This is a genomic window from Rheinheimera sp. 1928-s (genome assembly GCF_029269265.1).
Taxonomy (GTDB): domain Bacteria; phylum Pseudomonadota; class Gammaproteobacteria; order Enterobacterales; family Alteromonadaceae; genus Pararheinheimera.
This window is the reverse complement of the sequence record NZ_JARIXP010000001.1, coordinates 975,263-997,304: the sequence shown is the minus strand read 5'-3', so window position 1 is coordinate 997,304 and position 22,042 is coordinate 975,263. Positions and strand designations below refer to the sequence as shown.

Below are 22,042 nucleotides of genomic sequence, written 5' to 3'. Positions count from 1 at the left end.
TTATTACAAACGAGAAATATCGTTGAGCAGCGCAATTCCCATTAATGTCAGCAGCAACAGAGCTCCGATCCGGAAACCCAGCTCCTGCGCCTTCTCAGAGACAGGTTTGCCGCGTATTAGTTCCAGCACAAGATACATTAAATGACCACCATCCAAAATAGGCAGAGGCAGTAAATTTATCACCCCGAGGTTGACACTAATCAGTGCTAAAAAGGAGATAAAGGCGATCAGGCCAATATCTGCGCTGCTTCCAGCGCCTTGCGCTATCGAAATTGGCCCGCTTAAATGTTTGACAGAAATATCACCAAAAATGAATTTTCCAATCATTGAGAAGCTTAATCGCACCAATTGCCAGGTCTTTTCTACCCCAACCCAAGCCGCCTGTACAGGGCCATATTGCTGAGTGAACAATAAATGCTCAGGCCAGGGCAATACTTTTGGACTGACACCAAGGTAGCCCTGATGAAAACCATCCGCAGTTTCGCGGCTTTGTGGCGTCACCAGAATATCCATCGCTTGTCCGGCTCGCTCAATACCAAACAGCAGTGGCCTTTCTGCGCTGTTTTGTACTAAGGCAACCACAGCATTCCAGTCAGCTACAGTTTTTCCGTCGACGGAAAGCAACTTATCCCCCAACTGCAAGCCGGCGGCTTCAGCTGCTGAACCAGCCTGAATTTGACTGATTTCGTTTAAAACTTCTGGACGTAGCGGCTCTAAGCCTAAACTGCCAAAGACGCTTTGTTTATCCGGATCAAATACCCATTCGGTTAAATCCAACTGATAACTTTGATCACTGCCTTTCAGTTGCTGCACTGTGATATCTACTGCAGGACTACCGACTTGCTCAACCAGCAATAAGCTGATGGCTCGCCAGTCTTCGGCCGGTTCTCCGTTGATAGCAGTGATCTGCGCATTTGAAGGTACACCAGCTTTAGCAGCGATGGATTCTGCCGTCACCTGCCCTATCACAGGTTTAATATTTGGCACGCCTATCAGGTACATGCCCCACAGCAGCAGAATAGCGAACAGGAAGTTGGCGACAGGACCAGCCGCAATAATAGCCATACGTTGCCAGACAGTTTTGCTGTTAAAGCTCAGATCTTTATGCTGTGGCAATACAGGATCGACCCGCTCATCCAGCATGCGAACATAACCGCCTAACGGGATCATCGCAATCACAAACTCTGTGCCTTGTTTATCACGCCAGCTGTAAAGCGCTTTACCAAAACCTATAGAAAAACGTTTGACCAGTACATTGTTTTTACGTGCCACCCAAAAATGGCCAAACTCATGCACTGTCACCAGCAGGCCAATAGCGACCACAAAACTAATTAAATTCCAAACAAAACCCGACATTAATTCACCTTTCTCAATTGGTCTTGCATGAACATTCTGGCCTCTTGGTCCAGAGCCAGAATGCTTTCTAAATCAGGCGCTTTTATTGTGGCAAAACGCTCCAATGCTTTTTCGTTTAGCAGAGCTATATCGGTAAAGCTGATTTGCCCGGCCAAAAAGGCTGCCACAGTCATTTCATTCGCTGCGTTTAACGCTGTCGTTGCACCCTGCCCATAACCACAAGCAGCTATTGCCAGATACAAATTCGGGTAACGCGCGGGTTCTGGTTCTGAGAAACTAAAGTCAGCCAGCTCGAAGAAATTCAGTGGTTTTACCTGAGTTTGAATACGTTTGGGGAAAGCCAACGCATGAGCAATAGGAGTGCGCATATCAGGCTGACCTAATTGCGCCAGCACAGAACCATCTGTGTATTGCACCATCGAATGAATAATACTTTGCGGGTGGATCACCACCTGAATATCGTCTGCCGCACAGTTAAATAACCAGCGTGCTTCAATAAACTCCAGGCCTTTATTCATCATAGTGGCGCTGTCGACAGATATTTTCTGCCCCATCACCCAATTTGGATGCGCCACAGCCTGAGCTGGCGTAATAGCGGAAAACTCTGTCAGGTCTTTACGTAAAAACGGACCACCACTGCCGGTCAATAACAGTTTACTGATACCAAAATCAGACAATTTTTGTGTTGCTGTGTTCTGTTGTAATTGCGCAGGTAAACATTGAAAGATGGCGTTATGTTCACTGTCTATTGGTAATAAAGTCGCACCATACTGCTGCACTTTATTGATAAAAAGCTCACCACTCATCACCAGCGCTTCTTTATTTGCCAGTAATACAGTTTTGCCTTGTTCTACCGCAGCCAAAGTGGGTAATAAACCTGCAGCACCCACAATAGCCGCCATCACCATATCTGCATCAGGGTGAGCAGCTAAATCACAAAGCGCCTGAGCGCCAGAGTAGACTTCAGTGGAAAGATTAGCGTCTTTTACCAGTTGACGTAATTGGTCTGCGGCTTGTGTATCTGTCATCACCGCATAACGAGGTTTAAACTGCTGAATTTGCGCAAACAGCTTATCCACCTGAGTGGCACCTGTTAACCCAAGCACCTGATAATCATCCGGGTGCATAGCCACAACATCTAAAGTGCTGCAGCCAATAGACCCCGTAGCACCAAGGATCACCAGAGTCCGCATTACGCGAAACCTCCAATCAGAGCAACCAAGACTGCGTAAAGCGGCGCTGTAGCTGTCAGACTGTCGATACGGTCTAATATACCGCCATGACCAGGAATTATAGAACCGCTGTCTTTTAAGCCCGCTACCCGTTTAAACATGCTTTCGCTTAAATCGCCAAACACAGATAACACCGTCAGTACTAAAGCCGCCAGATACCAGGTGGCAACCTCTTCTGGAAAACCATGGTAATAAGCTACAGCAGTGACCAACAACATCACAAAAAGCACGCCACCAAGCATGCCCTCCAGAGTTTTTCCCGGACTGACAGCTGGCAACAGTTTACGTTTGCCAAAAGGTTTGCCAATAAAATAACCGCCGATATCAGCAGCCCAGACGATCCCAAGTAATAAGCAAATCAACCAGGCGCCGGTGTAACTGGATTGATGAAAATCAACAGAACGAATTAATAACAAGGCAGTCCAGGCAGGAACCAAAGTTAACCAGCCCATCAAAGCACGGCGTAAATGCCCCTTGGCCCAGCTTTGACTGCTTCGTGGGTAACTTAATACCAAAAGTACAGCAATCAGCCACCACACCACGCCCATCGCCAACAGGCTATTGCTCAGCACATCAAGTTGCACTGGCCAGTAGGTCGTATCAGGCAGTTGCCAATAAATCAGCGCCATACTCGCAGCAACAACGGTAACAAAGCCGTATTGGCTGGCTTTGGTGTTGTAGCCACAAAATAAACTCCACTCCCAGGCACCGATCAAAAAAGCGGCAGCAATAAAAATAGCGAAATAGTGTAAAGGAAGAAAAAAAACTGCGGCTAACGCCAATGGCGCCATGATCAGGGCTGTAATAACTCGTTGCTTAAACAAATTGGTTATCCTTGTATCGGACGCATTGCCAGCTCACGGATTTGGGCTCCGGTACAACCAAAACGCCGCTCTCTGCTTGCGTAGGTGGCCAAAGCTTCCGAAAACACCTGATCATCAAAGTCAGGCCATAAAGTTTCGGTAAACCATAACTCAGCATAAGCAGCTTGCCACAACAAAAAGTTACTGATGCGTACATCACCACCGGTACGGATCATTAGATCMAGTTCCGGCTGGTCGTGCATTTGCATGCAGCCTGATAACAATTGTTCGTCAATTTGCGCGGCGGTCATCTCACCATCAGCTACTTTCTGAGCTAATTGCTGTGCCGCCTGCACTATGTCCCAACGTCCGCCGTAATTAGCGGCAACATTCAGGGTCAAAGCTGTATTCTGAGCTGTAAGCTGTTGCGCCTCTTTAATATGTTGTTTGAGTTTGTCGCTAAAGGGAGACAAGTCTCCGATAATATTCAGCCGTACATTATTCTTGTGCAGGGTTTTCACTTCCTGCTGTAACACCAGTAAAAACAGTTGCATCAAACCGCTGACTTCGTCTTCAGGCCGACGCCAGTTTTCACTGCTAAAAGCAAATAAGGTAAGAGACTGGATGCCTAATTTACGGCAAAAGCTCACAGCACGACGCACTGCGTCAACGCCTTTTTTATGACCCCATACCCGAGGTCGGCCTTGCCGTTCAGCCCAGCGTCCGTTGCCGTCCATGATAATGGCGACATGTTGTGGCAACGCGTTTTGTAACGCGGTTTGCACTTCTGTCATCTGAATCTGACCTTGTCACAATAATAAAAAACGCCGCGAAGTATACCCTACACGGCGCTATTTCCCTAATCAGGGCTGGGTTGATTAAACTTCCATCAACTCTTTTTCTTTGTCAGCTAAAACCTCGTCAACCTTCTTTACAAAGGCGTCGGTCAGCTTCTGAACTTCATCAGCGGCTTTACGCTCGTCATCTTCACCAATTTCTTTATCTTTTAATAAAGACTTCAGTTCAGCATTTGCGTCACGGCGAATGTTACGCACAGCAACACGGGCACCTTCAGCTTCGTTACGTACTACTTTGACTAAATCACGACGACGTTCTTCAGTCAGTGGAGGCAATGGCACACGAATAGTAGTACCAGCGCTCATTGGGTTTAAGCCCAAATCTGACTGCATAATGGCTTTTTCAACAGGTTGCACCAGAGTTTTATCAAATACGCTGATGCTCAGAGTGCGGGCGTCTTCCACCGACACGTTAGCCACCTGGCGTAATGGTGTGTTCGCACCGTAATAAGACACCTGAATGCCATCTAATAAACTTGGGTGAGCACGACCGGTACGAATTTTGGACAATTGGCCTTTCAGCGCTTCAACGCTTTTTTCCATCCGGGTTTTGCTGTCTTTGAGAATATCGTTAATCACTTTGGCTATCCTTTTTTTGCTACACCAAAAAAGTGGCAGTTAGTTTACTGTAATTTTTCAGCGTGGTCGATCACTGTGCCTTCTTCTTCACCCAGCACCACACGTTTCAGTGCGCCAGGCGTATTCATATTGAATACACGAATTTGCATATTATGGTCACGGGCCAGCGTAAATGCGGCTAAATCCATGACTTTTAATTCTTTTTCCAACACTTCTGTGTAGCTTAATTTGCTGTACAGGGTTGCTGTAGGGTCTTTCACTGGATCAGCTGAATAGACACCATCTACTTTAGTGGCTTTTAAAACCGCATCGGCTTCAATCTCAATACCACGTAAACAGGCGGCTGAGTCTGTGGTAAAAAACGGGTTACCAGTACCGGCAGAGAAAATCACCACGCGGCCAGACTTTAACAGACTAATGGCTTCTGCCCAGCTGTAATTGTCACAGACACCATTTAAAGGGATGGCAGACATCAAACGGGCATTTACAAAAGCACGGTGCAGCGCATCGCGCATTGCCAGACCGTTCATCACTGTCGCTAGCATACCCATATGGTCACCGACCACGCGGTTCATACCCGCTTTAGCCAGGCCTTCACCACGGAAAATATTGCCGCCACCTATCACTATGGCGACCTGAATACCTAATTCAACCAGCTCTTTGATTTCCTGAGCCATACGATCCAGCACTTTAGGATCAATACCAAAGCCTTCTTCACCCATCAGGGCTTCACCACTGAGTTTTAATAAAATTCTTCTGTAGGCTAGTTTTGGATTGCTCATGAGGTCCTCATTTATCTGGAAGGTATAACCTTTACTGTCGATTACTTGCATATTGTCAGGTCATACAGCGTGTTGGGTTAACACAATCAGCCGCACTTCCTAAACTGTACACAAAAAAAACCGCGACAGACGAAGGTCAGGTCGCGGTTATTCTAGCTGGTTTCAAAGCATTGCTAAAGCGTAAATTACTTCTTAGCAGCAGCGATTTGAGCAGCAACTTCAGCAGCGAAATCAGTTTCAGCTTTTTCGATGCCTTCACCAACTTCTAAACGGATGTAGCTAACAGCTTTAGCACCGTTTTGCTTCAGGAATTCACCAGTAGTGATTGAAGGATCTTTTACGAACATCTGGCCAGTTAAAGAAACTTCACCAGTGAACTTGGTCATACGACCAGCAACCATCTTCTCTGCGATTTCTTTTGGCTTGCCGCTGTTGATAGCGATTTCGATCTGGATTTCCTGCTCTTTCGCAACAACTTCAGCTGGCACTGACTCTGGAGTCAGGAATGAAGGGTTGTTAGCAGCAACGTGCATAGCAACGTCTTTAGCGATATCTTCGTTACCGCCTTCCAGTACCACTAACACGCCGATACGGCCTGAGTGAGTGTACTGACCAATCACATCGCCCTGAACTACAGAGATACGACGGATGTTGATGTTTTCACCGATTTTAGTAACCAGTGTAGCGCGTGCTTCTTCAACTGTAGTGTCACCCAGCTTCGCAGCAGACAGCTCTTCAACAGTGAACAGCTTGTTGGCGTGAGCCAGATCAGCAGCAGCGTTAGAGAAAGCCAGGAAGCTTGCGTCACGGCCTACGAAATCTGTTTCACAGTTAAATTCGATTGCAACAGCGTAACCGTTACCAACGCGAGTGATTACAGTACCTTCAGCAGCAATACGGCCAGCTTTCTTGGCAGCTTTAGCCTGACCGTTTTTACGCATTAATTCGATTGCGCCTTCGATGTCACCTGCAGTTTCTTCTAAAGCTTTTTTGCAGTCCATCATGCCAGCGCCAGTGCGCTCGCGTAATTCTTTTACCATACCGGCAGTTACAGCCATGGGGAGTTCCTCGCAAAATTTTTTCGTGGACAAACAGGGGCAAATGCCCCTGTAAGTTTAAACTTGCTTTATGTAGCCTTGGTTACAAGGCTACAGAGACAATGCAATTACTCAGCAGCTACGAAGTTTTCAGATTCAGCCTGAACTTCGATGTTTTTGCTGCGGCCTTCAGTGATGGCCTGATTTACTGCGCCCAGGTATAACTGGATAGCGCGGATAGCGTCATCGTTACCTGGAATCACATAGTCAACACCTTTAGGATCAGAGTTAGTATCAACGATAGATACAACTGGGATACCCAGGTTGTTGGCTTCTTTAATTGCAATGTGTTCGTGGTCGGCGTCGATCACAAACAGAACATCAGGCAAGCCGCCCATGTCTTTGATACCGCCTAAGCTTTTTTCCAGCTTGTCCATTTCACGGGTACGGTCTAAAGCTTCTTTTTTAGTCAGCTTGTCGAAAGTACCGTCCTGGCTTTGAGATTCCAGGTCTTTTAAACGCTTGATAGACTGGCGAACAGTTTTCCAGTTCGTCAGCATGCCACCTAACCAACGGTGGTTTACATAGTACTGGTCAACTTGAGAAGCAGCTTCTTTGATTGCTTCAGAGGCAGCGCGCTTAGTACCAACAAACAGGATTTTGCCTTTTTTAGCAGCAACAGACTGAATGAAAGCCAGAGCATCGTTCATCATAGGAACAGTTTGTTCCAGGTTGATGATGTGAACACGGTTACGAGCGCCGAAAATGAATGGCTTCATTTTTGGGTTCCAGTAACGTGTTTGGTGACCGAAATGTACGCCCGCCTGGAGCATATCGCGCATAGAAACTTTTGCCATTATAAATATTCCTTAGTAATGGGGTTGGGCCTCCATACATCCCATAAAACCGACCGTAACTCAATGAGTTGCAGCACCCCGGATTATGTGTCGATGTATGTGTGTTGTTTAGTTAATTGCAGTTTTAATCTGCGTTTTGCGTTTTTAGCAGAATCTGATTTGCCAAATCGCGGCGCGCTTTATACCATAGACACCCTTGAAACACAATGAAATGTGTATTTTTACAGCAGAGAGAGATGGCATGGCCGCGATTATTAAGACAGCAGATCAGATCGAAAAAATGCGTGTGGCAGGCAAATTAGCAGCCGAAGTATTAGAGATGATTGAGCCATACGTCAAAGCTGGTGTCACCACCGAAGAACTGAATACCATTTGCCACAACTATATTGTGGATGTGCAGCAGGCTATCCCTGCCCCACTAAATTACCACGGTTTTCCAAAGTCCATCTGTACTTCGGTCAATCAGGTGATTTGCCATGGCATTCCTTCAGCAGAGAAAAAACTCAAAGAAGGCGACATTATCAATATAGATATCACTGTGATTAAAGATGGTTTTCACGGTGATACCTCAAAAATGTTTGTTATTGGCAAGCCCAGCATTCTGGCAGACCGTTTAATTCGTGTGACGCAGGAATGCTTGTATATGGGTATTCGTAAAGTGAAAAACGGCGCCCGTTTAGGTGATATTGGTTTTGTGATTCAGCAACATGCCGAAAAACACAGCTACTCTGTAGTGCGTGAATACTGTGGTCATGGCATAGGTCAAGTGTTTCACGAAGACCCGCAAGTGCTGCATTATGGCCGCCCAGGCACAGGTGATACCTTAAAAACCGGTATGTGTTTGACGATAGAGCCTATGATCAACGCAGGTGAGCGTCATAGTAAATTGTTAAAAGACGGCTGGACGGTTGTCACCAAAGATCGTAGTTTATCAGCGCAGTTTGAACACACTATTGTCGTCACAGAGACTGGCTGCGAAATTTTAACTCTGCGATCCGACGACACCATAGAACGAATAGTCACGGCCGAATAAGTCCATACCGCAGCAGCGGCGGCCGCTTAAGACCTGAGGTAAAGCAAATGAACATGGCTCTGGCGTTTAATAAGTCTTTACCTGGTTTATGTACTCTTGATAGTTATAAAAAGCATTTTGTTGAGTTTAATGACTGGCTGAAAAATGCCTTTGAACATCAAACAGTCGGCAGCCTGGTCAAAGCCCGCGCCCGTTTTATCGACGAGGTGCTGGTGTCTTTATGGCAGCATTTTGACCTGCATAAACATAAAAAAATCAGTCTGATAGCCGTAGGTGGTTATGGCCGGGGTGAACTACACCCCTGCTCTGACATCGATTTATTGTTATTAACCGACAGCAAACTCGACGCTCAGCAAAAAGAACAAATCAGTCAGTTTATTACCTTGCTGTGGGACTTACGTTTAGAAGTAGGCCACAGTGTGCGTAGCGTGAAAGAATCTGTCACGCTGGGTAAAGAAGACATCACCATTGCCACTAACCTGATGGAAATGCGCTTGCTGACCGGCAGCAAAGAGCTGTTTGATGAACTGCAACTGCAGGTTTGTAAAGACAGTTTCTGGACCTCTCAGGCGTTTTTTCAGGCCAAACGTGACGAGCAACAGCAGCGTCATGCCCAGTACCACGGCACAGCCTACAACTTAGAACCCAATTTAAAAGCCAACCCTGGTGGTCTGCGTGATATTCAAACCATAGGCTGGGTGGCAAAAAAGCACTTTAATACCAGAACCATGCGTGAACTGGTGGCTTATCAGTACCTGACTGAAGATGAATATCAGGAGCTGATGGAGTGTGAAGCTTATTTATGGCAAATGCGTTTTGCGCTGCATGTAGAATCTGGCCGTAACGAAAATCGCATTCTGTTTGACTATCAGCCAGCCGTCGCCAAACGCCTGGGTTTTGGTGATGACGGCAAAGCGTCCGTTGAACGTATGATGAAACGTTTTTTCCAGACAGTGCAACGGGTCGCTGAGCTAAACGATATGCTGCTGCAGCATTTTGACGGCAGTATTCTGAACAGCCAAAGTAAACTGAAACAGCAAAAGCTGGATGATTTTTTTGAGCTGACCGGTCATTTAATCCGAGCCACCGACAATGCCGTTTTTGCCCGTCGTGAAAATATTCTGCGTTTGTTCTGGCATATAGCCAATAACTCTAATATCACTGGCATTCACTCCGATACCATTCGTTTATTGCGTTTAGTCAGGCGTCGTCTGATGGGCGATTTGCAGGATTATGAAGCTTGTCGTCAGCTGTTTATGACCATTATGCGCCATCCTCGTGGTATGGACAGAGCCATTACACTGATGCATCGCCACGGCATTTTGGCCTCCTATTTACCAGCTTGGCGCAATATTGTCGGTCAGATGCAGTTTGATTTATTCCACGCCTACACAGTGGACGAACACACTCACCGTGTACTGAAAAACTTATACCGCTACTCACAAGCAGGTTTTGAAAACGAGTTTCCACTCTGCACTGACATAGTCAAACGGATGGAAAAACCAGAAATTCTGTATCTGGCTGGTGTTTTCCATGACATAGCCAAAGGCAGAGGTGGTGATCACTCTGAGTTAGGTTCTTTGGATGCGCGTGAATTTGGCAAGCTGCATAAGTTGAGTGACTTTGACAGCAAACTGCTGGCCTGGCTGGTGGAAAGTCATTTATTGATGTCGGTCACTGCACAGCGCCGGGATATTCACGACCCTGCTGTCATCGCTGAATTTGCCGATAAAGTGCGGGATGAAACCCGGCTGAATTATTTGTATTGCCTGACGCTGGCCGATATTCGTGCCACCAATGACAATTTATGGAATGACTGGAAAGGCTCATTATTACGTGAACTTTATTTAGGTACGCAAAAAGCCTTTCGCCGTGGCTTAGAGAAGCCCATGGATTTACGCGATTTGATTCGCGAAAATCAGGCAGAAGCTATGAAGTTGCTGCAAAAACAAGGCTTTACCGAACAAGAGGTGCTGCAGTTATGGGGCCGGATCAAAGCGGATTATTTTGCCCGCTATAACCCGAAACAAATTGTTTGGCACTGTGAACATATTTTGCGCCACAAAGACCCGGATGAGCCTTTGGTGCTGGTCGATAAAACGCCGTTCCGTGGCAGCACTCAGGTTTTTGTTTATACACCGGATCAGGACAACTTATTTGCCCATTTAGTGGCAGCGCTCGACAGCAAAAAGGTCAATATTTTTGATGCCCAGATCATGACCAATAAAGACGGTTATGCGATGGATACCTTTGTGGTGCTGGAGCAAAATGGTGAGCCAGTCACCTCGCCTTCCCGCTTACAAAGCCTCAAACGTGCATTAGAAACTTATATTAGCGGCAAACCGGAGCTGTCACGCGGTAAACCTCGTTTATCCCGTCAGATGCGGCCCTTTAATATAGCGCCCAAAGTGGTTTTTATTCCGGGTTCAAATAAACACCGCACTATGGTGGAGATTACAGCTTTGGATATGCCGGGATTGCTGGCTGATATAGGCTCGGTATTCCAGCAATGTGAAATCAGTATTCACGCCGCCAAAATCACCACCATAGGCGAAAAAGCCGAAGACTTTTTTATGATTTCCACGAGACAAGATCAGGCGCTGGATGCCGATCAACAATCACAGCTGCGTCGTGTTCTTGTCGAACAATTAACTCATATGACAGAGGGATAAAGTTTTGTCAGATTTAAAATCCGTTATCGAAGCCGCGTTTGAACAACGTGCATCCATTACGCCAGCTACTGTAACTGCAGAAGTAAAAGCTGCAGTGACTGCTGCCATTGAACTTTTGGACAGCGGCAAAGCCCGTGTTGCCGAAAAAATAGCCGGCGAATGGGTCACTCACCAATGGCTGAAAAAGGCTGTGTTGTTGTCTTTCCGTATCAATGACAATCAGGTGATGGACGGCGCAGAAAACCGTTTCTTCGATAAAGTACCGATGAAATTTGCCGACTACACGCACGAGCGTTTTGTTGCTGAAGGTGTACGTGTTGTGCCTCCAGCCGCAGTGCGTAAAGGTAGTTTTATCGATAAAAACGTGGTGCTGATGCCTTCGTACGTCAATATCGGCGCCTATGTCGGTGAAGGCACTATGGTGGACACATGGGCTACTGTGGGTTCATGTGCTCAGATTGGTAAAAACGTGCATTTATCCGGTGGCGTAGGCATTGGTGGCGTATTAGAGCCACTGCAAGCTAACCCAACCATTATTGAAGACAACTGCTTTATTGGTGCCCGCTCTGAAGTAGTGGAAGGCGTGATCATCGAAGAAGGCGCAGTGCTTTCTATGGGTGTGTATATCAGCCAGTCGACCCGTATTTACGATCGCGAAACCGGCGAAATTACTTATGGCCGCGTACCAGCAGGTGCTGTGGTAGTACCAGGTTCAATTCCATCTAAAGATGGCACCCACAGCCTGTACGCCGCTATTATCGTAAAAAAAGTAGACGCCCAGACCCGCGCTAAAGTAGGGATTAACGCTCTGCTGCGCAGCATCGACTAAGATAAAAATGGGGTCAGATCACATTGTTAACGGTTAACAATGTGATCTGACCCCAATTAGTTAAAACTGCTGTTCTATCCAGGGTAAGGCCAGGTCTTCAGCCTGCAAGGTTTCGCCTGCATCAATCTCTAAGGCCGGCGCTAACGCTGTGCCTTGTAACTCTGCCAGTAGTTCAGAAAACTGTTTACCAGCACCACAAAAGGTATCGCCATAACCGCTGTCCCCCAAACAAATCACAGCGTAGTGTTTGCCTGTTAATAATGGGAATCTGTCTTTTACGTCGATAAAAAATGGCAGCAAGTTATCCGGAATATCACCCTGCCCTGTGGTGGAGGTGATCACCAACCAGATATCAGGCGCAAAAGCTAATACATCATTGAGTTTAGGCTCGACATTTAGCTGAGTACTATAGCCTTTGCCCTGTAAAACTTTTTCTGCCTCTTCGGCAACAAATTGAGCACCGCCGTATACCGTGCCCACCATAATAGCTACTTTTTTCATACATCCTCTGCTTTATAACTGTCATTTTATAGCGGCGTCAAAACACTAAGCTCTGACTGCTCAAAAAAATTGCTGTACCAGTTGTCATCCGCAGGCCAACCGAATTCTGTAAATAACTGTTCTACTTCACCAAGCGGTGCTTCGATCACTAAATCAATGCCCGTTACCGGATGTTTTAACTCCAGTCGTTTGGCGATAAGCAACAATCTGTGGCTATTCAAATGTTCCGCAAATAAGCGATTATGTCTGCTTTCACCATGAGTGGTATCGCCTACTATCGGATGGCGTAAATGCGATAAGTGCCGACGCAGTTGATGCTTACGACCCGTTAGAGGCTGCAACGCCAGCAACGAATAACGTGCTACCGGATATTTACCTATAGCGATTGGCAATTCAACCTGTGCCAAAGGCCATAAAGCAGTCACTGCTTCTTGCTTATCTTTATCCTGGCTGGCGAGTTTGTCGGCAATTTTATCCAGTTGCTCTTTTAACGGATAATCCAAAATGCCCGCTTGTTTAACAAAGCCGCGGCAAACCGCCAGATAAAACTTGCGCCAGTGCTGCTCTGTTAACTGTTCTGTCAGTAAACGGGCAACATCGGCAGATAACGCAAATAACAACACACCAGAGGTGGGTCTGTCGAGCCGGTGTACTGGAAACACATGCTGACCTATCTGGTTACGCAAGGTTTGCATCACAAATACAGTTTCGTGTCGGTCTAAAAAAGAGCGATGCACCAGCATGCCAGCAGGTTTATCGATCGCTACCAGATACTGATCCTGGTATAAAATCGTCAGTACAGGAACTGCTATTAACTCAGGCTCTGGCACTACTTTGCTCACGTTTACCACTTAATAATTCATCCAAATCCGCAATACGATTAATCAGCAACAAAGTACGATGATCTAAATGTTTAAACGCCTCTTCGGCCATAGGGCAGACCGCAATTTGTTGCGGCAAAGGCAAACGCCCTTCCACTAAAGCACGCATACGCGGTAAAAATACAAACTGCAGCCAGTTTTCCAATGGCATGGTATCGCAAAAAAATGGCGCTGTGCTTTGCATAGCTTCAACACTGGGTGCAGTTAAGGCCCAAAGCCCGCAAGACTTTAACTCTGCCTCAATCTGATTTAGCAATATGGCGACTTGGGTATACATTATTCTGCTCGTCCGGCGAAAATTCCGGTTGATTTTATCACAGCCAACACCAGACCCGCCTTGCAAAAACACCTGCCCGTCGCCATTATGCTTGTTCATAACAAAGGAGTCGTGATGGATTTTGTCTGGTTATTATTGTTAGGTATGGCTTTTGTCTATGCGTTTTTACTGCAACGTAAGCAGGATGAAACAGCTGTGAAGCTCGCCAAACATCTGTGTAAGCAACAGGAATTACAGTTTCTGGAATGCGCCAGAGGCAAACATCAGTTTTCAAAACTGGATAACAGATGGCGCTGGTTTACCAGCTATCAGGTAGATTTTAGTGGCGATGGCGAAAGTCGGTATCAAGCCGAATTACGTTTATCCGGCCTGCGTTACCTGAGTTTTCAATTGCCACCCTACAGAGTTTAAGGCAACTGCTGTAATTTCTGCTCCAGCTTTCCGGTCAGAAAATCCTTATACATCACCCAATCCGCTGCCAGACTATAAAAGGGATATTTAAAGGTGGCGGGTTTATTGTGTTCAAACTTAAAGTGGCCAACCCATGCAAAACCATAACCAGCCACTAACATCAGCCACCAGTAACTCCATAAGCCTGTAACTAACAAAGTGGCCAAAATCGCCAGCACTAAAGTAGAGCCTATGTAATGCAAACGGCGACAAACTGGATTTTTATGTTCAGATAAATAATAGGGATAAAACTCAGAAAAACTACGAAAGCCAGACATCTGTTATGACTCCACCAGAGTTAAAGGGCTGCTTTGCCTTGGTCGGAACATTAAAGTACCTTTGACTTTGCTGAAACTCAACTCTGTGACCTGCTGATAATGATCCGAACTAAAAAAAGCTTTGTTTTTATCCAGAGTCACAAAAACGCCAATGCCCAAAGAAGCCGGATTTTGTTCTACTATTGAATCCACGGCATGCATTAAATAATGGCCTAAACCCAGATGCTGATACTTAGGCGAAATAGCGATAAAAGCCAACATGTGGTAATGCTTTACTGGCATAGCTGCATGAATTCGTTGTTCTTTTTCCAAGAGCTGTTTGGTTGAGACAAAACCTGCAGTCAGTAACATTTTTAGCCGCCAATGCCAGAATCTGTCACCACTCAATTTAGAACCTGGTTCTGTAACACAAGCCACACCTAACAGCTGCTGCTCAATAAAAATACCAATCACAGGCTGCTCTTCCTGCCAGAATACATTCAACTCTTCACGGATGGCTGCTCTTAAGCGTTGCTCATAGTCGCTTTTTTCCGACTGGAAAATATCCATAAAAACTGGATCGTCATGATAAGACTGGTATAACAAGGAGGCGGCTAGTTTCAGTTCATCGGGGGTTAACAACTGTGCTTTAAGCTGGTTTAGATCAAGAGCAGGTTGATTTGGCATGATATGTCCCTGTTATTTCTTGTAGTTTGAGTATCAACATAGCAGCGAAGCTGCAGATTGCCAATGCAGCATAGCGATCGAACCACTACACTTAATACAAACCACTAAGGAATTACAATGATGGATATGACCACACACGATATGGCGACACTTTTTGCTCAGCTGGGTTTAGACAATAGTCCGTCGGATATTCAAGCTTTTATCGCTAATCATAAACTTACCCCTGAGTTGTCTTTATCTGAAGCATCGTTCTGGACAGAGGCTCAGGCCAATTTTCTTAAAGAAAACTGGCGGCAGGATGCTGACTGGAGCGCTGTGATTGATCAGTTAAATGTGCAGTTAAGGCACTAATTACCGGGATAAAGGGAAGTGCTACCGTACAGGCAACACCTCCCTGGTCCAGGGATTGTTACAACTGGCGATAGGCTTTTTCCCCCCAGCCAGTTAACACACCGTTCTTAAACACCAACGGAGTGCATTCATTTTTCGTGGTTTCACCGTCGCTATGCTCATGATGAGTGCGGTAAAACAGCACTACGGTTTCATTGTCGCCTTCACGGAATGACTCACTGAAATCTGGTGTGCCTAACTGACCACGGACTGAAGCTAATTCAGTGCCCAGATTTAACTGGCTGATCACCTGATTATTTAATTTTTGCGTTTTTTTCCAGGACGAATTGTTGCTGTCATTCTCATCCTTACCGCCTATAGCCACCACACAACCAGATAACGCCATCATGGCTGTTGCTACTGTTAATACCTTTAAATAGTTCATTGCTTGTCCTTAGAGTTTTAACTTGTTGTTTTTTAAAAGCAAAACTGGGGCCAACTTTTAAAGTTGTTTAATAACAATAACTTATAAAATCATGCTAGTGATATGAATAACTTAGGTGGTAAATTTCACTAAATTTTAGTGAAACTAAAGAAACTTATGGAACAACTAAGCCAACAAGTCGCAAAAATTGCAGCTCAACTGCAGCAAGAAGGTAAAGAACCCAGCCTGGCTTTAGTCAAAGCCCGTTTAGGCATAGCCACTATGAGTCCAGCTTTATTGCAGGCCTATCAGGCCTGGCGTAATGGCGCTGTTAGTGTACAAAACACGTCAGAGCAAACATTTCAGCCGGTGAGTGAACAGCCCTCTGATCTGCAAGCAGACTTGGCTCGCATTGAAGCCAAACTTGATTTGATTATCAAAAAGCTGGGGATCTGATGTTAGTAGCAGAGCTGGAATTTAAAATTATTGCTGATACCAGCTTTGATGAAGCGGAACAGGGTATTCGCCATTATCTGGAGAAACTGATTTTTCAGGGCCAGATTTTAGGTCGTGAATTCCCGACTTATCAGGCCAAAGACAGTTTTTTCAGCCGTGTTGTCTTGCCACAAGCTGATGCGTTGGACAAAAAATCACACAGCACAGCAGGCCTCAACGCTTTAGACCAATTGCAGCAAGTGGGTTTAAGTTATCCCAAGCTGACGGTTCTTGGCGATGATTTAATGTCAAATCATACCGACCCTTGCCCCAATCACTCCGCTTTGATTTTATTTTGTAGTTTTTCAGCCACCAACTCAGTGCTGTACTGCGCTGAACATTTTGCCCCAGTGCCTTTGTATAAAGTGGGCCGAATATCAGGTGAGGATTTTGAGCCTTTAGTACGCTGGCAATTGCAGTATCAGGCGCTGGATGAAATTCAGATGCAGGAATCCAGAGTGCTGCTTAAAAGTGCAGAACAAAGTGTGCAGGGCTTTTACAGTGGCTTAAACCAACAAGGTTATAAACAGGCCAGAGCGCTGAGCAAAGAGCTGAACAAGCCGGTTTATTATTATCTGTACAGTGGCAGCAGTCTGGAATGCGCTTTAGATGCAGAGAAAAAATGCCCATCTTGTGGCTCTGACTGGAAACTTGGTCAGAGCTGGCATGGCCTGTTTGATTTTTGCTGTGAACCTTGTCAGTTGGTATCCAATATAGCTTTTGACTGCCAGCCCTGAGCCTTGGATCAGATCAGAAACTTAGCTGCTGTAAAAAAGTGGCTAAGTCCGGTGCCAGCAAATCTTTGACTTCCATCCCTACTTTTTCCAGATAAACTTCGCCTGTCGCCACCAGCACTGATATTAAAAAATCGTCGTGGTCGGTGGCAGCAATAAATACAGTTTCACGCTGCTTTAAACGTCTTTTCATCAAAATATGCGCAATGATATTTTGCTGCAACCGCTCAAAATCAACCTGATGCCAACTCATCAACAGCTCCAGCTCTCCCCTTTCGTGCTGAACCTTTAAACCCCCACCAAAATAGCTGGTGTAAAACTCTGTCAGTTGTTCAGGAAACTCCAGCTCTAAAGCTTGCTGAGTTTTGGATAAATCCAAAGCAGGTTCAGCTTTTACCGGACGCCAATGCACCTCACCGTCCACCACTTCACCATACTGACAAGGTGAATCCTGTTCAGGGTCAAGCCAACTGAGTAGTGTCGGGTGTTGTTTTTGATAAGACTCTACAAATTGTGCAAATTGCTGATGGAATTGGTCCGGCATGGTGATTCGCTTCTGTGCTAAAATTGCCGCCATTCTAACTTGGTTGTTGGTGTTATGACAAAAATACAAACTGAGGTGCTTGCCGGCTTAACTCTTGGCCAGGCCACTGCTTATATTGATCACTACAGTCCTGAGTTATTGCAGGCTGTGCCGCGCACTTTAGGCCGTCAGGCTATAGGTTTAGGCGAAGAATTACCTTTTGTTGGTCAAGACACCTGGCATGGCTACGAGTTGTCATGGCTGAGCCCTAAAGGTAAACCTATGGTGGCTTTAGCTACTTTTGTAGTGCCTTTTAATACGCCGAACCTGATTGAATCCAAATCCTTTAAACTCTATTTAAACAGCTTAAATCAAACTAAATTTGCCGATATCAGCCAGCTGTACCGCACTATGAAAACCGATTTATCAGCCTGTGCCGGTGGTCCTGTGCACGTGACTCTGCATAACGTCAACGAGCTGACGGCCTTTCAACCCACCTGGTTACCAGGCCGTTGTATTGACGATTTAGATATTGAAGTTGAGCATTACGACTACAAACCAGAGCTGCTGCAATTAAACCCAACAGGCGCTTTGGTGGACGAAAAGCTACATTCGCATTTGCTGAAATCCAACTGCTTAATCACATCGCAGCCAGACTGGGCCAGTGTTTATATTCATTACAAAGGCAAAGCTATTGATCATGCCTCCTTGCTGAAATATTTGATTAGTTTCAGAAGCCACAATGAATTTCACGAGCAATGTGTAGAGCGGATTTATCTGGATTTATGGAATTTGTGTAAGCCGGATTTTTTAATGGTATACGCCCGCTACACCAGAAGAGGTGGGCTGGATATCAACCCACTACGCAGCAGCGAACCTTGTGATCAGCCTAACTTACGCTTAACACGGCAGTAATTAGTGGGGGTAAGTTTTATTGCCCCCCAAAGTGCCTAAGCACAGCCAAACCTGGCGGCACTATTATGACGCTTAGACTCAATCAACCTCCAGGCCTTGATTGTTTTTATGCGCGACCAAGTTTTAGCACTAAAAATTATTAGTCGCTGGCATATAAAATTTGGGCAATGAAATGTTTAAAATTAGCTTTCTGATAAGGCTCCATAGTGAAACCTATAACACTAACCGTCAGGACTAATAGCAGAACAGAGAACAGAGCGGGTTTCTTAAACAAAAAGGCCGCTCGACGCGAATTGGTATGAAGCTTACTTAACATTGCTTTTAGGGGGAAAGGTCTCTTGAGCATTTGCCTTATAAAGTCCGAAACCCCTTGTCGTTTATATAAATCCCAACAAACTCCGGCTATTGTGGAGAGAACAAGAAGCGGCAGCAAAGCTATGGTTAGATTAATGATCAAGCTTATCCATTGAGGCAAAATTTCACTAAATAACGTCAGCCTTGTGGTATGAATCCAGTCTACGTTCGGGATTTTAGTAAACAACATAAACAGCATGACCATTGAAGCCGGTAAAAATAGTGCTAAAGAGAGCTGAAGCGCCTGACCGCTTAACCTAAACCTGACGCGGGCTTGGATTACACTGTTCGAGCTTTCACTTAAATCCGTGACCTCTTCATCTGTAGCTGCAGTTAACTGCAATGATTCTGGCGCTAATTCAAACACTGCTGCAAATGCCTTTACTGACTCCAGCGATGCTGTGCCACTTTTTTCGATTCGCTGCACTGTTCGCAAACTTAACCCTGTTACTTCAGCCAACTCACTCTGACTCCAAGCACGCTTTTTTCTCAGATCTATTAAGATTTTATTGTTTATTTGCATGTACATGAACCGCTACCTTCCCAAGTTGCTAAAGATATCATTTTGAAGCGTTTTAATCGTTTGAAAACGTCGTGGTAACGTCATTAATGCGACATCAATATGACATTGGGAGGGAAATCAAAAGAATTTAGTCATTTACTTCATTTAAACTGATGCTTGAGCAGCCAGCAGGCTCAGGTCTTGCCTCTTGCCCCAAAATAATTTATTGATTTAATTTCAGTGAGTTTAAAGAAAAAACCATAGAAAACTGCTAACACATCTATCTCTCAAAGAGCGGGGCAAAGGGCAAGACCTGACCCCATTTTTCCACTCGACTGTCTCAATGACAGTTTGTAAGTGGGCGATTTGTGCATCACGTTCGTGAAACCAGACTACAAAAGCACGACTTACAAGATTGAAGAGTGGCAAGCCCCAGGGCTTGCCATCGAGTAGCCGCAAGCGGTTGTCGGCTATAGGGTGGGAACTGTGCCGCCGTCAATCCTGTACTCTGCCCCAGCGATAGAAGCGGATCGTGGGGATGCCAGGAAGGCGATTAAATCGGCAACCTCGTTTGGCTTGGCTGGTCGGCCTACCGGGATCCCCCCCAGCCAGTCCATGATCAGTTTCTTGCCCCCCTCGTAGTCCGTTCCGGCCTCGGCAGCCATCCGCTTTGCGAATACGACGGAAGCCTCGGTCTCAATCCACCCCGGAGCAACGCTCAGCACACGAACTCCCTTTGGCGTCACCTCTCTTGCCAGCGACTTACTATATGTAGTGAGAGCCCCCTTGGCCGCGGCGTACGCGGTAGTGGACTCGGGCAGAGGCAGCACGCGCTGGATGGAGCTAACGTGGATAATGACACCCGAGCCTTGAGCCAGCATCGTTGGCAGAAGTGCACGATCCAAGCGTACGGCAGGCATCAGGTTCAGATTCAGCTCGACGAACCAGTGCTCATCACTAATGGCAGCGAAACCACCACCGGGAGTCTTTGAGCCACCAAGCACGTTGATCAAGATATCTACACCACCCCAATCCTGCAGGACAGTCTGAGCAAGATGACTCACACCTTCTGCCGTCGACAGGTCGGCAGCTACGTAGGTTACCCCCTCTACCGGCTGCGCAGGCAAAGTGCGCGCGGATGTCGCCACCCGGGCACCTGCCTCCACAAGCGTTTTCACGACTGCAGCGCCAAGGCCCAGCGTGCCACCGGTAACAACTGCCCGAAGGCCATTCAGATGAAGATCGAAGCTCATAGTGTTATCTCCAGTGATGCTATCAGGCCGCGTTCCAGACGGAAGCGGTAGGACAGAACGATCGGGCTGCCGGGGAAGTTGCCGCTGACGTTGGCGCGGACGAGCTGGAAGCCGTCCTTCCGCTCAATGGCAAACGGCACGCTCGTCGCGTTGTACTTGGCCGATGCCTCGGCCATAAAGGTCTTGATGGCGTTGATCCCTGTGTAGGTGTGACCGACATCCTTCATGACGGCTTGCGCCGTGAAGCAATGCGCCAAGGCCTCAGGGTTGTGTTCGGCCGCAAAATACGCGGCAATTGGTTCGGGCAGAGTTAAAGCTGACATGATGAACTCCTTGGTTGGGAAAGTTCACACTATGCTCCCTTGCATTACATTAGTGAATACAGCACAATCAGGATGGGTTATGTAGGAAACAATATATAATGCGTGGATCCGATTTTGCTGAGCTGAAGGCATTCGTAGCGGTCGTAGAGCGTCAGAGCTTTGCCAGAGCGGCAGAGCATCTGGGCCTGTCACCTTCCGCTCTCAGCCAGACCATTCGACAGCTGGAAGGCCGCATCGGCGCACGTCTTCTGAATCGCACAACCCGAAGTGTTGCGCCATCGGCAAGTGGCGAACTGCTCTATATGCGCATAGCTCCATTGTTTCGGGAGATGACAGATGCTGTTGCTGAAGTCAGTGAGGCAACGGGACAGGTGAGCGGCACACTGCGCATCAACACGCTGGGGATAGCTGCGAGAACTATCATTGCGCCCAGGCTTGCACGCTTCCATCAAGTACACCCTGACGTGATTCTCGACATCGTCGTCGACGACTCGCTGACTGATATTGTCGCTGGCCGCTTTGATGCGGGCATTCGCGTTGGTGGAAAGCTGGAGAAAGACATGGTTGCCGTCCGCCTCACACCAGACTTGAACATGGTTGCTGTAGCGTCCCCGGACTACCTCGCGCGTTGGGGAACACCGAAGTCACCTGACGAATTACATCAGCATCAATGCATAAACTGGCGGCTACAAATGGACGGTAGGTACTACCGCTGGGAGTTTAATAAGCAAGGACAACGACTGGAAGTTGCGGTGGAAGGTTCAGTCGTGACCAATCATGCAGACATCGGGATTGCTGCTGCGCTAAACGGGCTCGGAATCGCCTATCACTTTGAGCGAGACGGCGTGGGTGAGCTTTTGGCGCAGGGACGGTTAGTCCAAGTACTCGCAGACTGGTCAATTTCACGCCCTGGGCTATTCCTCTACTATCCGAGCAGACAGCATAGACCGGCCCTTCTCGGTGCGTTCATCGACTGTCTATTGGACCGAAAACCCTTTGATCTGCTTTAGGCTCTGGCTATTTAAGGGTGACTTTACACTCAATTATTGCCCCTGCTGGTCCAGCCTTAGGCTTTTAGAACATGCTTCCTGCACTTTCC

Annotated in this window: 27 protein-coding genes; 9 read left to right on the top strand and 18 right to left on the bottom strand. The window is 46.6% G+C overall.

Features of this window, described 5'->3' with window-relative positions; genetic code table 11:
- Positions 1 to 3: 3 nt before the first annotated feature.
- The 8 genes from rseP to rpsB all read right to left on the bottom strand — a co-directional run bounded on the left by rseP (position 4) and on the right by rpsB (position 7,503).
- On the bottom strand, positions 4 to 1,356 hold the full coding sequence (rseP, locus tag P3C17_RS04415; RefSeq protein ID WP_300928282.1) for a sigma E protease regulator RseP: 1,353 nt from the start codon (positions 1,354 to 1,356) through the stop codon (positions 4 to 6).
- Positions 1,356 to 2,549 (bottom strand): 1-deoxy-D-xylulose-5-phosphate reductoisomerase, encoded by a 1,194-nt coding sequence (gene ispC, locus P3C17_RS04410; RefSeq protein ID WP_300928281.1) that lies wholly within the window; start codon positions 2,547 to 2,549, stop codon positions 1,356 to 1,358. The genes rseP and ispC overlap by 1 nt, the downstream gene beginning before the upstream one ends.
- A complete protein-coding gene (locus P3C17_RS04405; protein WP_300928280.1) occupies positions 2,549 to 3,412 on the bottom strand; it encodes a phosphatidate cytidylyltransferase in 864 nt (287 codons plus the stop codon). Before P3C17_RS04405 ends, ispC begins: the two co-directional genes overlap by 1 nt.
- Before the next feature lie 5 nt (positions 3,413 to 3,417).
- Positions 3,418 to 4,185 carry a polyprenyl diphosphate synthase gene (gene uppS / locus P3C17_RS04400; RefSeq protein ID WP_008900627.1) on the bottom strand — a complete coding sequence of 256 codons (768 nt, stop codon included), beginning with the start codon at positions 4,183 to 4,185 and terminating at the stop codon, positions 3,418 to 3,420.
- An 84-nt stretch (positions 4,186 to 4,269) separates the two neighbouring features.
- Positions 4,270 to 4,827, bottom strand: a complete 558-nt coding sequence (gene frr, locus P3C17_RS04395; protein ID WP_300928279.1) for a ribosome recycling factor — start codon at positions 4,825 to 4,827, stop codon at positions 4,270 to 4,272.
- A gap of 44 nt (positions 4,828 to 4,871) precedes the next feature.
- On the bottom strand, positions 4,872 to 5,609 hold the full coding sequence (gene pyrH, locus P3C17_RS04390; protein ID WP_008900629.1) for a UMP kinase: 738 nt from the start codon (positions 5,607 to 5,609) through the stop codon (positions 4,872 to 4,874).
- Positions 5,610 to 5,794: 185 nt separating this feature from the next.
- Entirely contained in the window at positions 5,795 to 6,667 is an 873-nt protein-coding gene (tsf, locus tag P3C17_RS04385) for a translation elongation factor Ts (RefSeq protein ID WP_233009625.1), read from the bottom strand.
- Positions 6,668 to 6,774: 107 nt separating this feature from the next.
- Entirely contained in the window at positions 6,775 to 7,503 is a 729-nt protein-coding gene (gene rpsB / locus P3C17_RS04380) for a 30S ribosomal protein S2 (protein ID WP_008900631.1), read from the bottom strand.
- A 241-nt stretch (positions 7,504 to 7,744) separates the two neighbouring features.
- Here rpsB and map point away from each other — a divergent pair, with 241 nt between their 5' ends.
- Genes map through dapD form a run of 3 tightly spaced genes read left to right on the top strand, consistent with a single transcriptional unit; the run spans position 7,745 to position 12,037 of the window.
- Entirely contained in the window at positions 7,745 to 8,536 is a 792-nt protein-coding gene (gene map / locus P3C17_RS04375) for a type I methionyl aminopeptidase (RefSeq protein ID WP_008900632.1), read from the top strand.
- Positions 8,537 to 8,583: 47 nt separating this feature from the next.
- Positions 8,584 to 11,208 (top strand): [protein-PII] uridylyltransferase, encoded by a 2,625-nt coding sequence (glnD, locus tag P3C17_RS04370; protein WP_300928278.1) that lies wholly within the window; start codon positions 8,584 to 8,586, stop codon positions 11,206 to 11,208.
- A gap of 4 nt (positions 11,209 to 11,212) precedes the next feature.
- Positions 11,213 to 12,037 carry a 2,3,4,5-tetrahydropyridine-2,6-dicarboxylate N-succinyltransferase gene (gene dapD / locus P3C17_RS04365; RefSeq protein WP_053425484.1) on the top strand — a complete coding sequence of 275 codons (825 nt, stop codon included), beginning with the start codon at positions 11,213 to 11,215 and terminating at the stop codon, positions 12,035 to 12,037.
- A 60-nt stretch (positions 12,038 to 12,097) separates the two neighbouring features.
- On the opposite strand, the gene P3C17_RS04360 is transcribed toward dapD, so the two are convergent.
- Genes P3C17_RS04360 through P3C17_RS04350 form a run of 3 tightly spaced genes read right to left on the bottom strand, consistent with a single transcriptional unit; the run spans position 12,098 to position 13,696 of the window.
- The gene (locus tag P3C17_RS04360) at positions 12,098 to 12,538 is read right to left on the bottom strand and encodes a flavodoxin (protein WP_300928277.1); all 441 of its coding nucleotides are present in this window, start codon (positions 12,536 to 12,538) and stop codon (positions 12,098 to 12,100) included.
- 26 nt (positions 12,539 to 12,564) lie between these two features.
- Positions 12,565 to 13,380 (bottom strand): tRNA pseudouridine(65) synthase TruC, encoded by an 816-nt coding sequence (gene truC / locus P3C17_RS04355; protein ID WP_346015649.1) that lies wholly within the window; start codon positions 13,378 to 13,380, stop codon positions 12,565 to 12,567.
- A complete protein-coding gene (locus P3C17_RS04350; protein WP_300928275.1) occupies positions 13,355 to 13,696 on the bottom strand; it encodes a YqcC family protein in 342 nt (113 codons plus the stop codon). Before P3C17_RS04350 ends, truC begins: the two co-directional genes overlap by 26 nt.
- 114 nt (positions 13,697 to 13,810) lie before the next feature.
- On the opposite strand from P3C17_RS04350, the gene P3C17_RS04345 reads away from it, so the two are divergent.
- Complete coding sequence (locus tag P3C17_RS04345; RefSeq protein WP_300928274.1) at positions 13,811 to 14,107, top strand: DUF3301 domain-containing protein; 297 nt, start codon at positions 13,811 to 13,813, stop codon at positions 14,105 to 14,107.
- On the opposite strand, the gene P3C17_RS04340 is transcribed toward P3C17_RS04345, so the two are convergent.
- Both P3C17_RS04340 and P3C17_RS04335 read right to left on the bottom strand, forming a co-directional pair.
- Positions 14,104 to 14,424, bottom strand: a complete 321-nt coding sequence (locus P3C17_RS04340) for a DUF962 domain-containing protein (protein ID WP_300928273.1) — start codon at positions 14,422 to 14,424, stop codon at positions 14,104 to 14,106. The genes P3C17_RS04345 and P3C17_RS04340 overlap by 4 nt on opposite strands.
- A 3-nt stretch (positions 14,425 to 14,427) precedes the next feature.
- Positions 14,428 to 15,090 (bottom strand): GNAT family N-acetyltransferase, encoded by a 663-nt coding sequence (locus P3C17_RS04335; RefSeq protein ID WP_300928272.1) that lies wholly within the window; start codon positions 15,088 to 15,090, stop codon positions 14,428 to 14,430.
- Between the two features lie 120 nt (positions 15,091 to 15,210).
- Between P3C17_RS04335 and P3C17_RS04330 the strand changes: the two genes are divergently transcribed.
- The gene (locus tag P3C17_RS04330) at positions 15,211 to 15,441 is read left to right on the top strand and encodes a DUF2789 domain-containing protein (protein ID WP_300928365.1); all 231 of its coding nucleotides are present in this window, start codon (positions 15,211 to 15,213) and stop codon (positions 15,439 to 15,441) included.
- Between the two features lie 58 nt (positions 15,442 to 15,499).
- Here P3C17_RS04330 and P3C17_RS04325 read toward each other — a convergent pair whose 3' ends face one another.
- Positions 15,500 to 15,865, bottom strand: coding sequence for a DUF3192 domain-containing protein (locus P3C17_RS04325; RefSeq protein WP_300928271.1), 366 nt, complete (start codon positions 15,863 to 15,865; stop codon positions 15,500 to 15,502).
- A gap of 156 nt (positions 15,866 to 16,021) precedes the next feature.
- On the opposite strand from P3C17_RS04325, the gene P3C17_RS04320 reads away from it, so the two are divergent.
- Positions 16,022 to 16,300 carry a hypothetical protein gene (locus P3C17_RS04320; protein WP_300928270.1) on the top strand — a complete coding sequence of 93 codons (279 nt, stop codon included), beginning with the start codon at positions 16,022 to 16,024 and terminating at the stop codon, positions 16,298 to 16,300.
- The gene (locus P3C17_RS04315; protein WP_300928269.1) at positions 16,300 to 17,076 is read left to right on the top strand and encodes a DUF2310 family Zn-ribbon-containing protein; all 777 of its coding nucleotides are present in this window, start codon (positions 16,300 to 16,302) and stop codon (positions 17,074 to 17,076) included. The genes P3C17_RS04320 and P3C17_RS04315 overlap by 1 nt, the downstream gene beginning before the upstream one ends.
- A 13-nt stretch (positions 17,077 to 17,089) precedes the next feature.
- Here P3C17_RS04315 and syd read toward each other — a convergent pair whose 3' ends face one another.
- The gene (gene syd / locus P3C17_RS04310) at positions 17,090 to 17,617 is read right to left on the bottom strand and encodes a SecY-interacting protein (protein ID WP_300928268.1); all 528 of its coding nucleotides are present in this window, start codon (positions 17,615 to 17,617) and stop codon (positions 17,090 to 17,092) included.
- 54 nt (positions 17,618 to 17,671) lie between these two features.
- Here syd and queF point away from each other — a divergent pair, with 54 nt between their 5' ends.
- Positions 17,672 to 18,511: an NADPH-dependent 7-cyano-7-deazaguanine reductase QueF gene (gene queF / locus P3C17_RS04305; RefSeq protein WP_300928267.1), complete on the top strand. Its 840-nt coding sequence runs from the start codon at positions 17,672 to 17,674 to the stop codon at positions 18,509 to 18,511.
- Between the two features lie 139 nt (positions 18,512 to 18,650).
- Here queF and P3C17_RS04300 read toward each other — a convergent pair whose 3' ends face one another.
- The 3 genes from P3C17_RS04300 to P3C17_RS04290 form a co-directional block, all read right to left on the bottom strand.
- Positions 18,651 to 19,394: a helix-turn-helix transcriptional regulator gene (locus tag P3C17_RS04300; protein ID WP_300928266.1), complete on the bottom strand. Its 744-nt coding sequence runs from the start codon at positions 19,392 to 19,394 to the stop codon at positions 18,651 to 18,653.
- 443 nt (positions 19,395 to 19,837) lie between these two features.
- Positions 19,838 to 20,620: an SDR family oxidoreductase gene (locus P3C17_RS04295; RefSeq protein ID WP_300928265.1), complete on the bottom strand. Its 783-nt coding sequence runs from the start codon at positions 20,618 to 20,620 to the stop codon at positions 19,838 to 19,840.
- The gene (locus P3C17_RS04290) at positions 20,617 to 20,943 is read right to left on the bottom strand and encodes a nuclear transport factor 2 family protein (RefSeq protein ID WP_300928264.1); all 327 of its coding nucleotides are present in this window, start codon (positions 20,941 to 20,943) and stop codon (positions 20,617 to 20,619) included. The genes P3C17_RS04295 and P3C17_RS04290 overlap by 4 nt, the downstream gene beginning before the upstream one ends.
- A gap of 98 nt (positions 20,944 to 21,041) precedes the next feature.
- On the opposite strand from P3C17_RS04290, the gene P3C17_RS04285 reads away from it, so the two are divergent.
- Positions 21,042 to 21,953: a LysR family transcriptional regulator gene (locus P3C17_RS04285; RefSeq protein WP_300928263.1), complete on the top strand. Its 912-nt coding sequence runs from the start codon at positions 21,042 to 21,044 to the stop codon at positions 21,951 to 21,953.
- Positions 21,954 to 22,042 lie beyond the last annotated feature (89 nt).

Coding starts and splice junctions, on each gene's coding strand:
- P3C17_RS04320 (WP_300928270.1), top strand. CDS start 16,022: ATGGAACAACTAAGCCAACAAGTCGCAAAAATTGCAGCTCAACTGCAG.
- P3C17_RS04340 (WP_300928273.1), bottom strand. CDS start 14,424: ATGTCTGGCTTTCGTAGTTTTTCTGAGTTTTATCCCTATTATTTATCT.
- P3C17_RS04300 (WP_300928266.1), bottom strand. CDS start 19,394: ATGTACATGCAAATAAACAATAAAATCTTAATAGATCTGAGAAAAAAG.
- map (WP_008900632.1), top strand. CDS start 7,745: ATGGCCGCGATTATTAAGACAGCAGATCAGATCGAAAAAATGCGTGTG.
- P3C17_RS04330 (WP_300928365.1), top strand. CDS start 15,211: ATGGATATGACCACACACGATATGGCGACACTTTTTGCTCAGCTGGGT.
- P3C17_RS04345 (WP_300928274.1), top strand. CDS start 13,811: ATGGATTTTGTCTGGTTATTATTGTTAGGTATGGCTTTTGTCTATGCG.
- P3C17_RS04335 (WP_300928272.1), bottom strand. CDS start 15,090: ATGCCAAATCAACCTGCTCTTGATCTAAACCAGCTTAAAGCACAGTTG.
- P3C17_RS04360 (WP_300928277.1), bottom strand. CDS start 12,538: ATGAAAAAAGTAGCTATTATGGTGGGCACGGTATACGGCGGTGCTCAA.
- tsf (WP_233009625.1), bottom strand. CDS start 6,667: ATGGCTGTAACTGCCGGTATGGTAAAAGAATTACGCGAGCGCACTGGC.
- ispC (WP_300928281.1), bottom strand. CDS start 2,549: ATGCGGACTCTGGTGATCCTTGGTGCTACGGGGTCTATTGGCTGCAGC.
- P3C17_RS04295 (WP_300928265.1), bottom strand. CDS start 20,620: ATGAGCTTCGATCTTCATCTGAATGGCCTTCGGGCAGTTGTTACCGGT.
- syd (WP_300928268.1), bottom strand. CDS start 17,617: ATGCCGGACCAATTCCATCAGCAATTTGCACAATTTGTAGAGTCTTAT.
- queF (WP_300928267.1), top strand. CDS start 17,672: ATGACAAAAATACAAACTGAGGTGCTTGCCGGCTTAACTCTTGGCCAG.
- rseP (WP_300928282.1), bottom strand. CDS start 1,356: ATGTCGGGTTTTGTTTGGAATTTAATTAGTTTTGTGGTCGCTATTGGC.
- glnD (WP_300928278.1), top strand. CDS start 8,584: ATGAACATGGCTCTGGCGTTTAATAAGTCTTTACCTGGTTTATGTACT.
- P3C17_RS04325 (WP_300928271.1), bottom strand. CDS start 15,865: ATGAACTATTTAAAGGTATTAACAGTAGCAACAGCCATGATGGCGTTA.
- rpsB (WP_008900631.1), bottom strand. CDS start 7,503: ATGGCAAAAGTTTCTATGCGCGATATGCTCCAGGCGGGCGTACATTTC.
- P3C17_RS04290 (WP_300928264.1), bottom strand. CDS start 20,943: ATGTCAGCTTTAACTCTGCCCGAACCAATTGCCGCGTATTTTGCGGCC.
- pyrH (WP_008900629.1), bottom strand. CDS start 5,609: ATGAGCAATCCAAAACTAGCCTACAGAAGAATTTTATTAAAACTCAGT.
- P3C17_RS04315 (WP_300928269.1), top strand. CDS start 16,300: ATGTTAGTAGCAGAGCTGGAATTTAAAATTATTGCTGATACCAGCTTT.
- P3C17_RS04285 (WP_300928263.1), top strand. CDS start 21,042: ATGCGTGGATCCGATTTTGCTGAGCTGAAGGCATTCGTAGCGGTCGTA.
- P3C17_RS04350 (WP_300928275.1), bottom strand. CDS start 13,696: ATGTATACCCAAGTCGCCATATTGCTAAATCAGATTGAGGCAGAGTTA.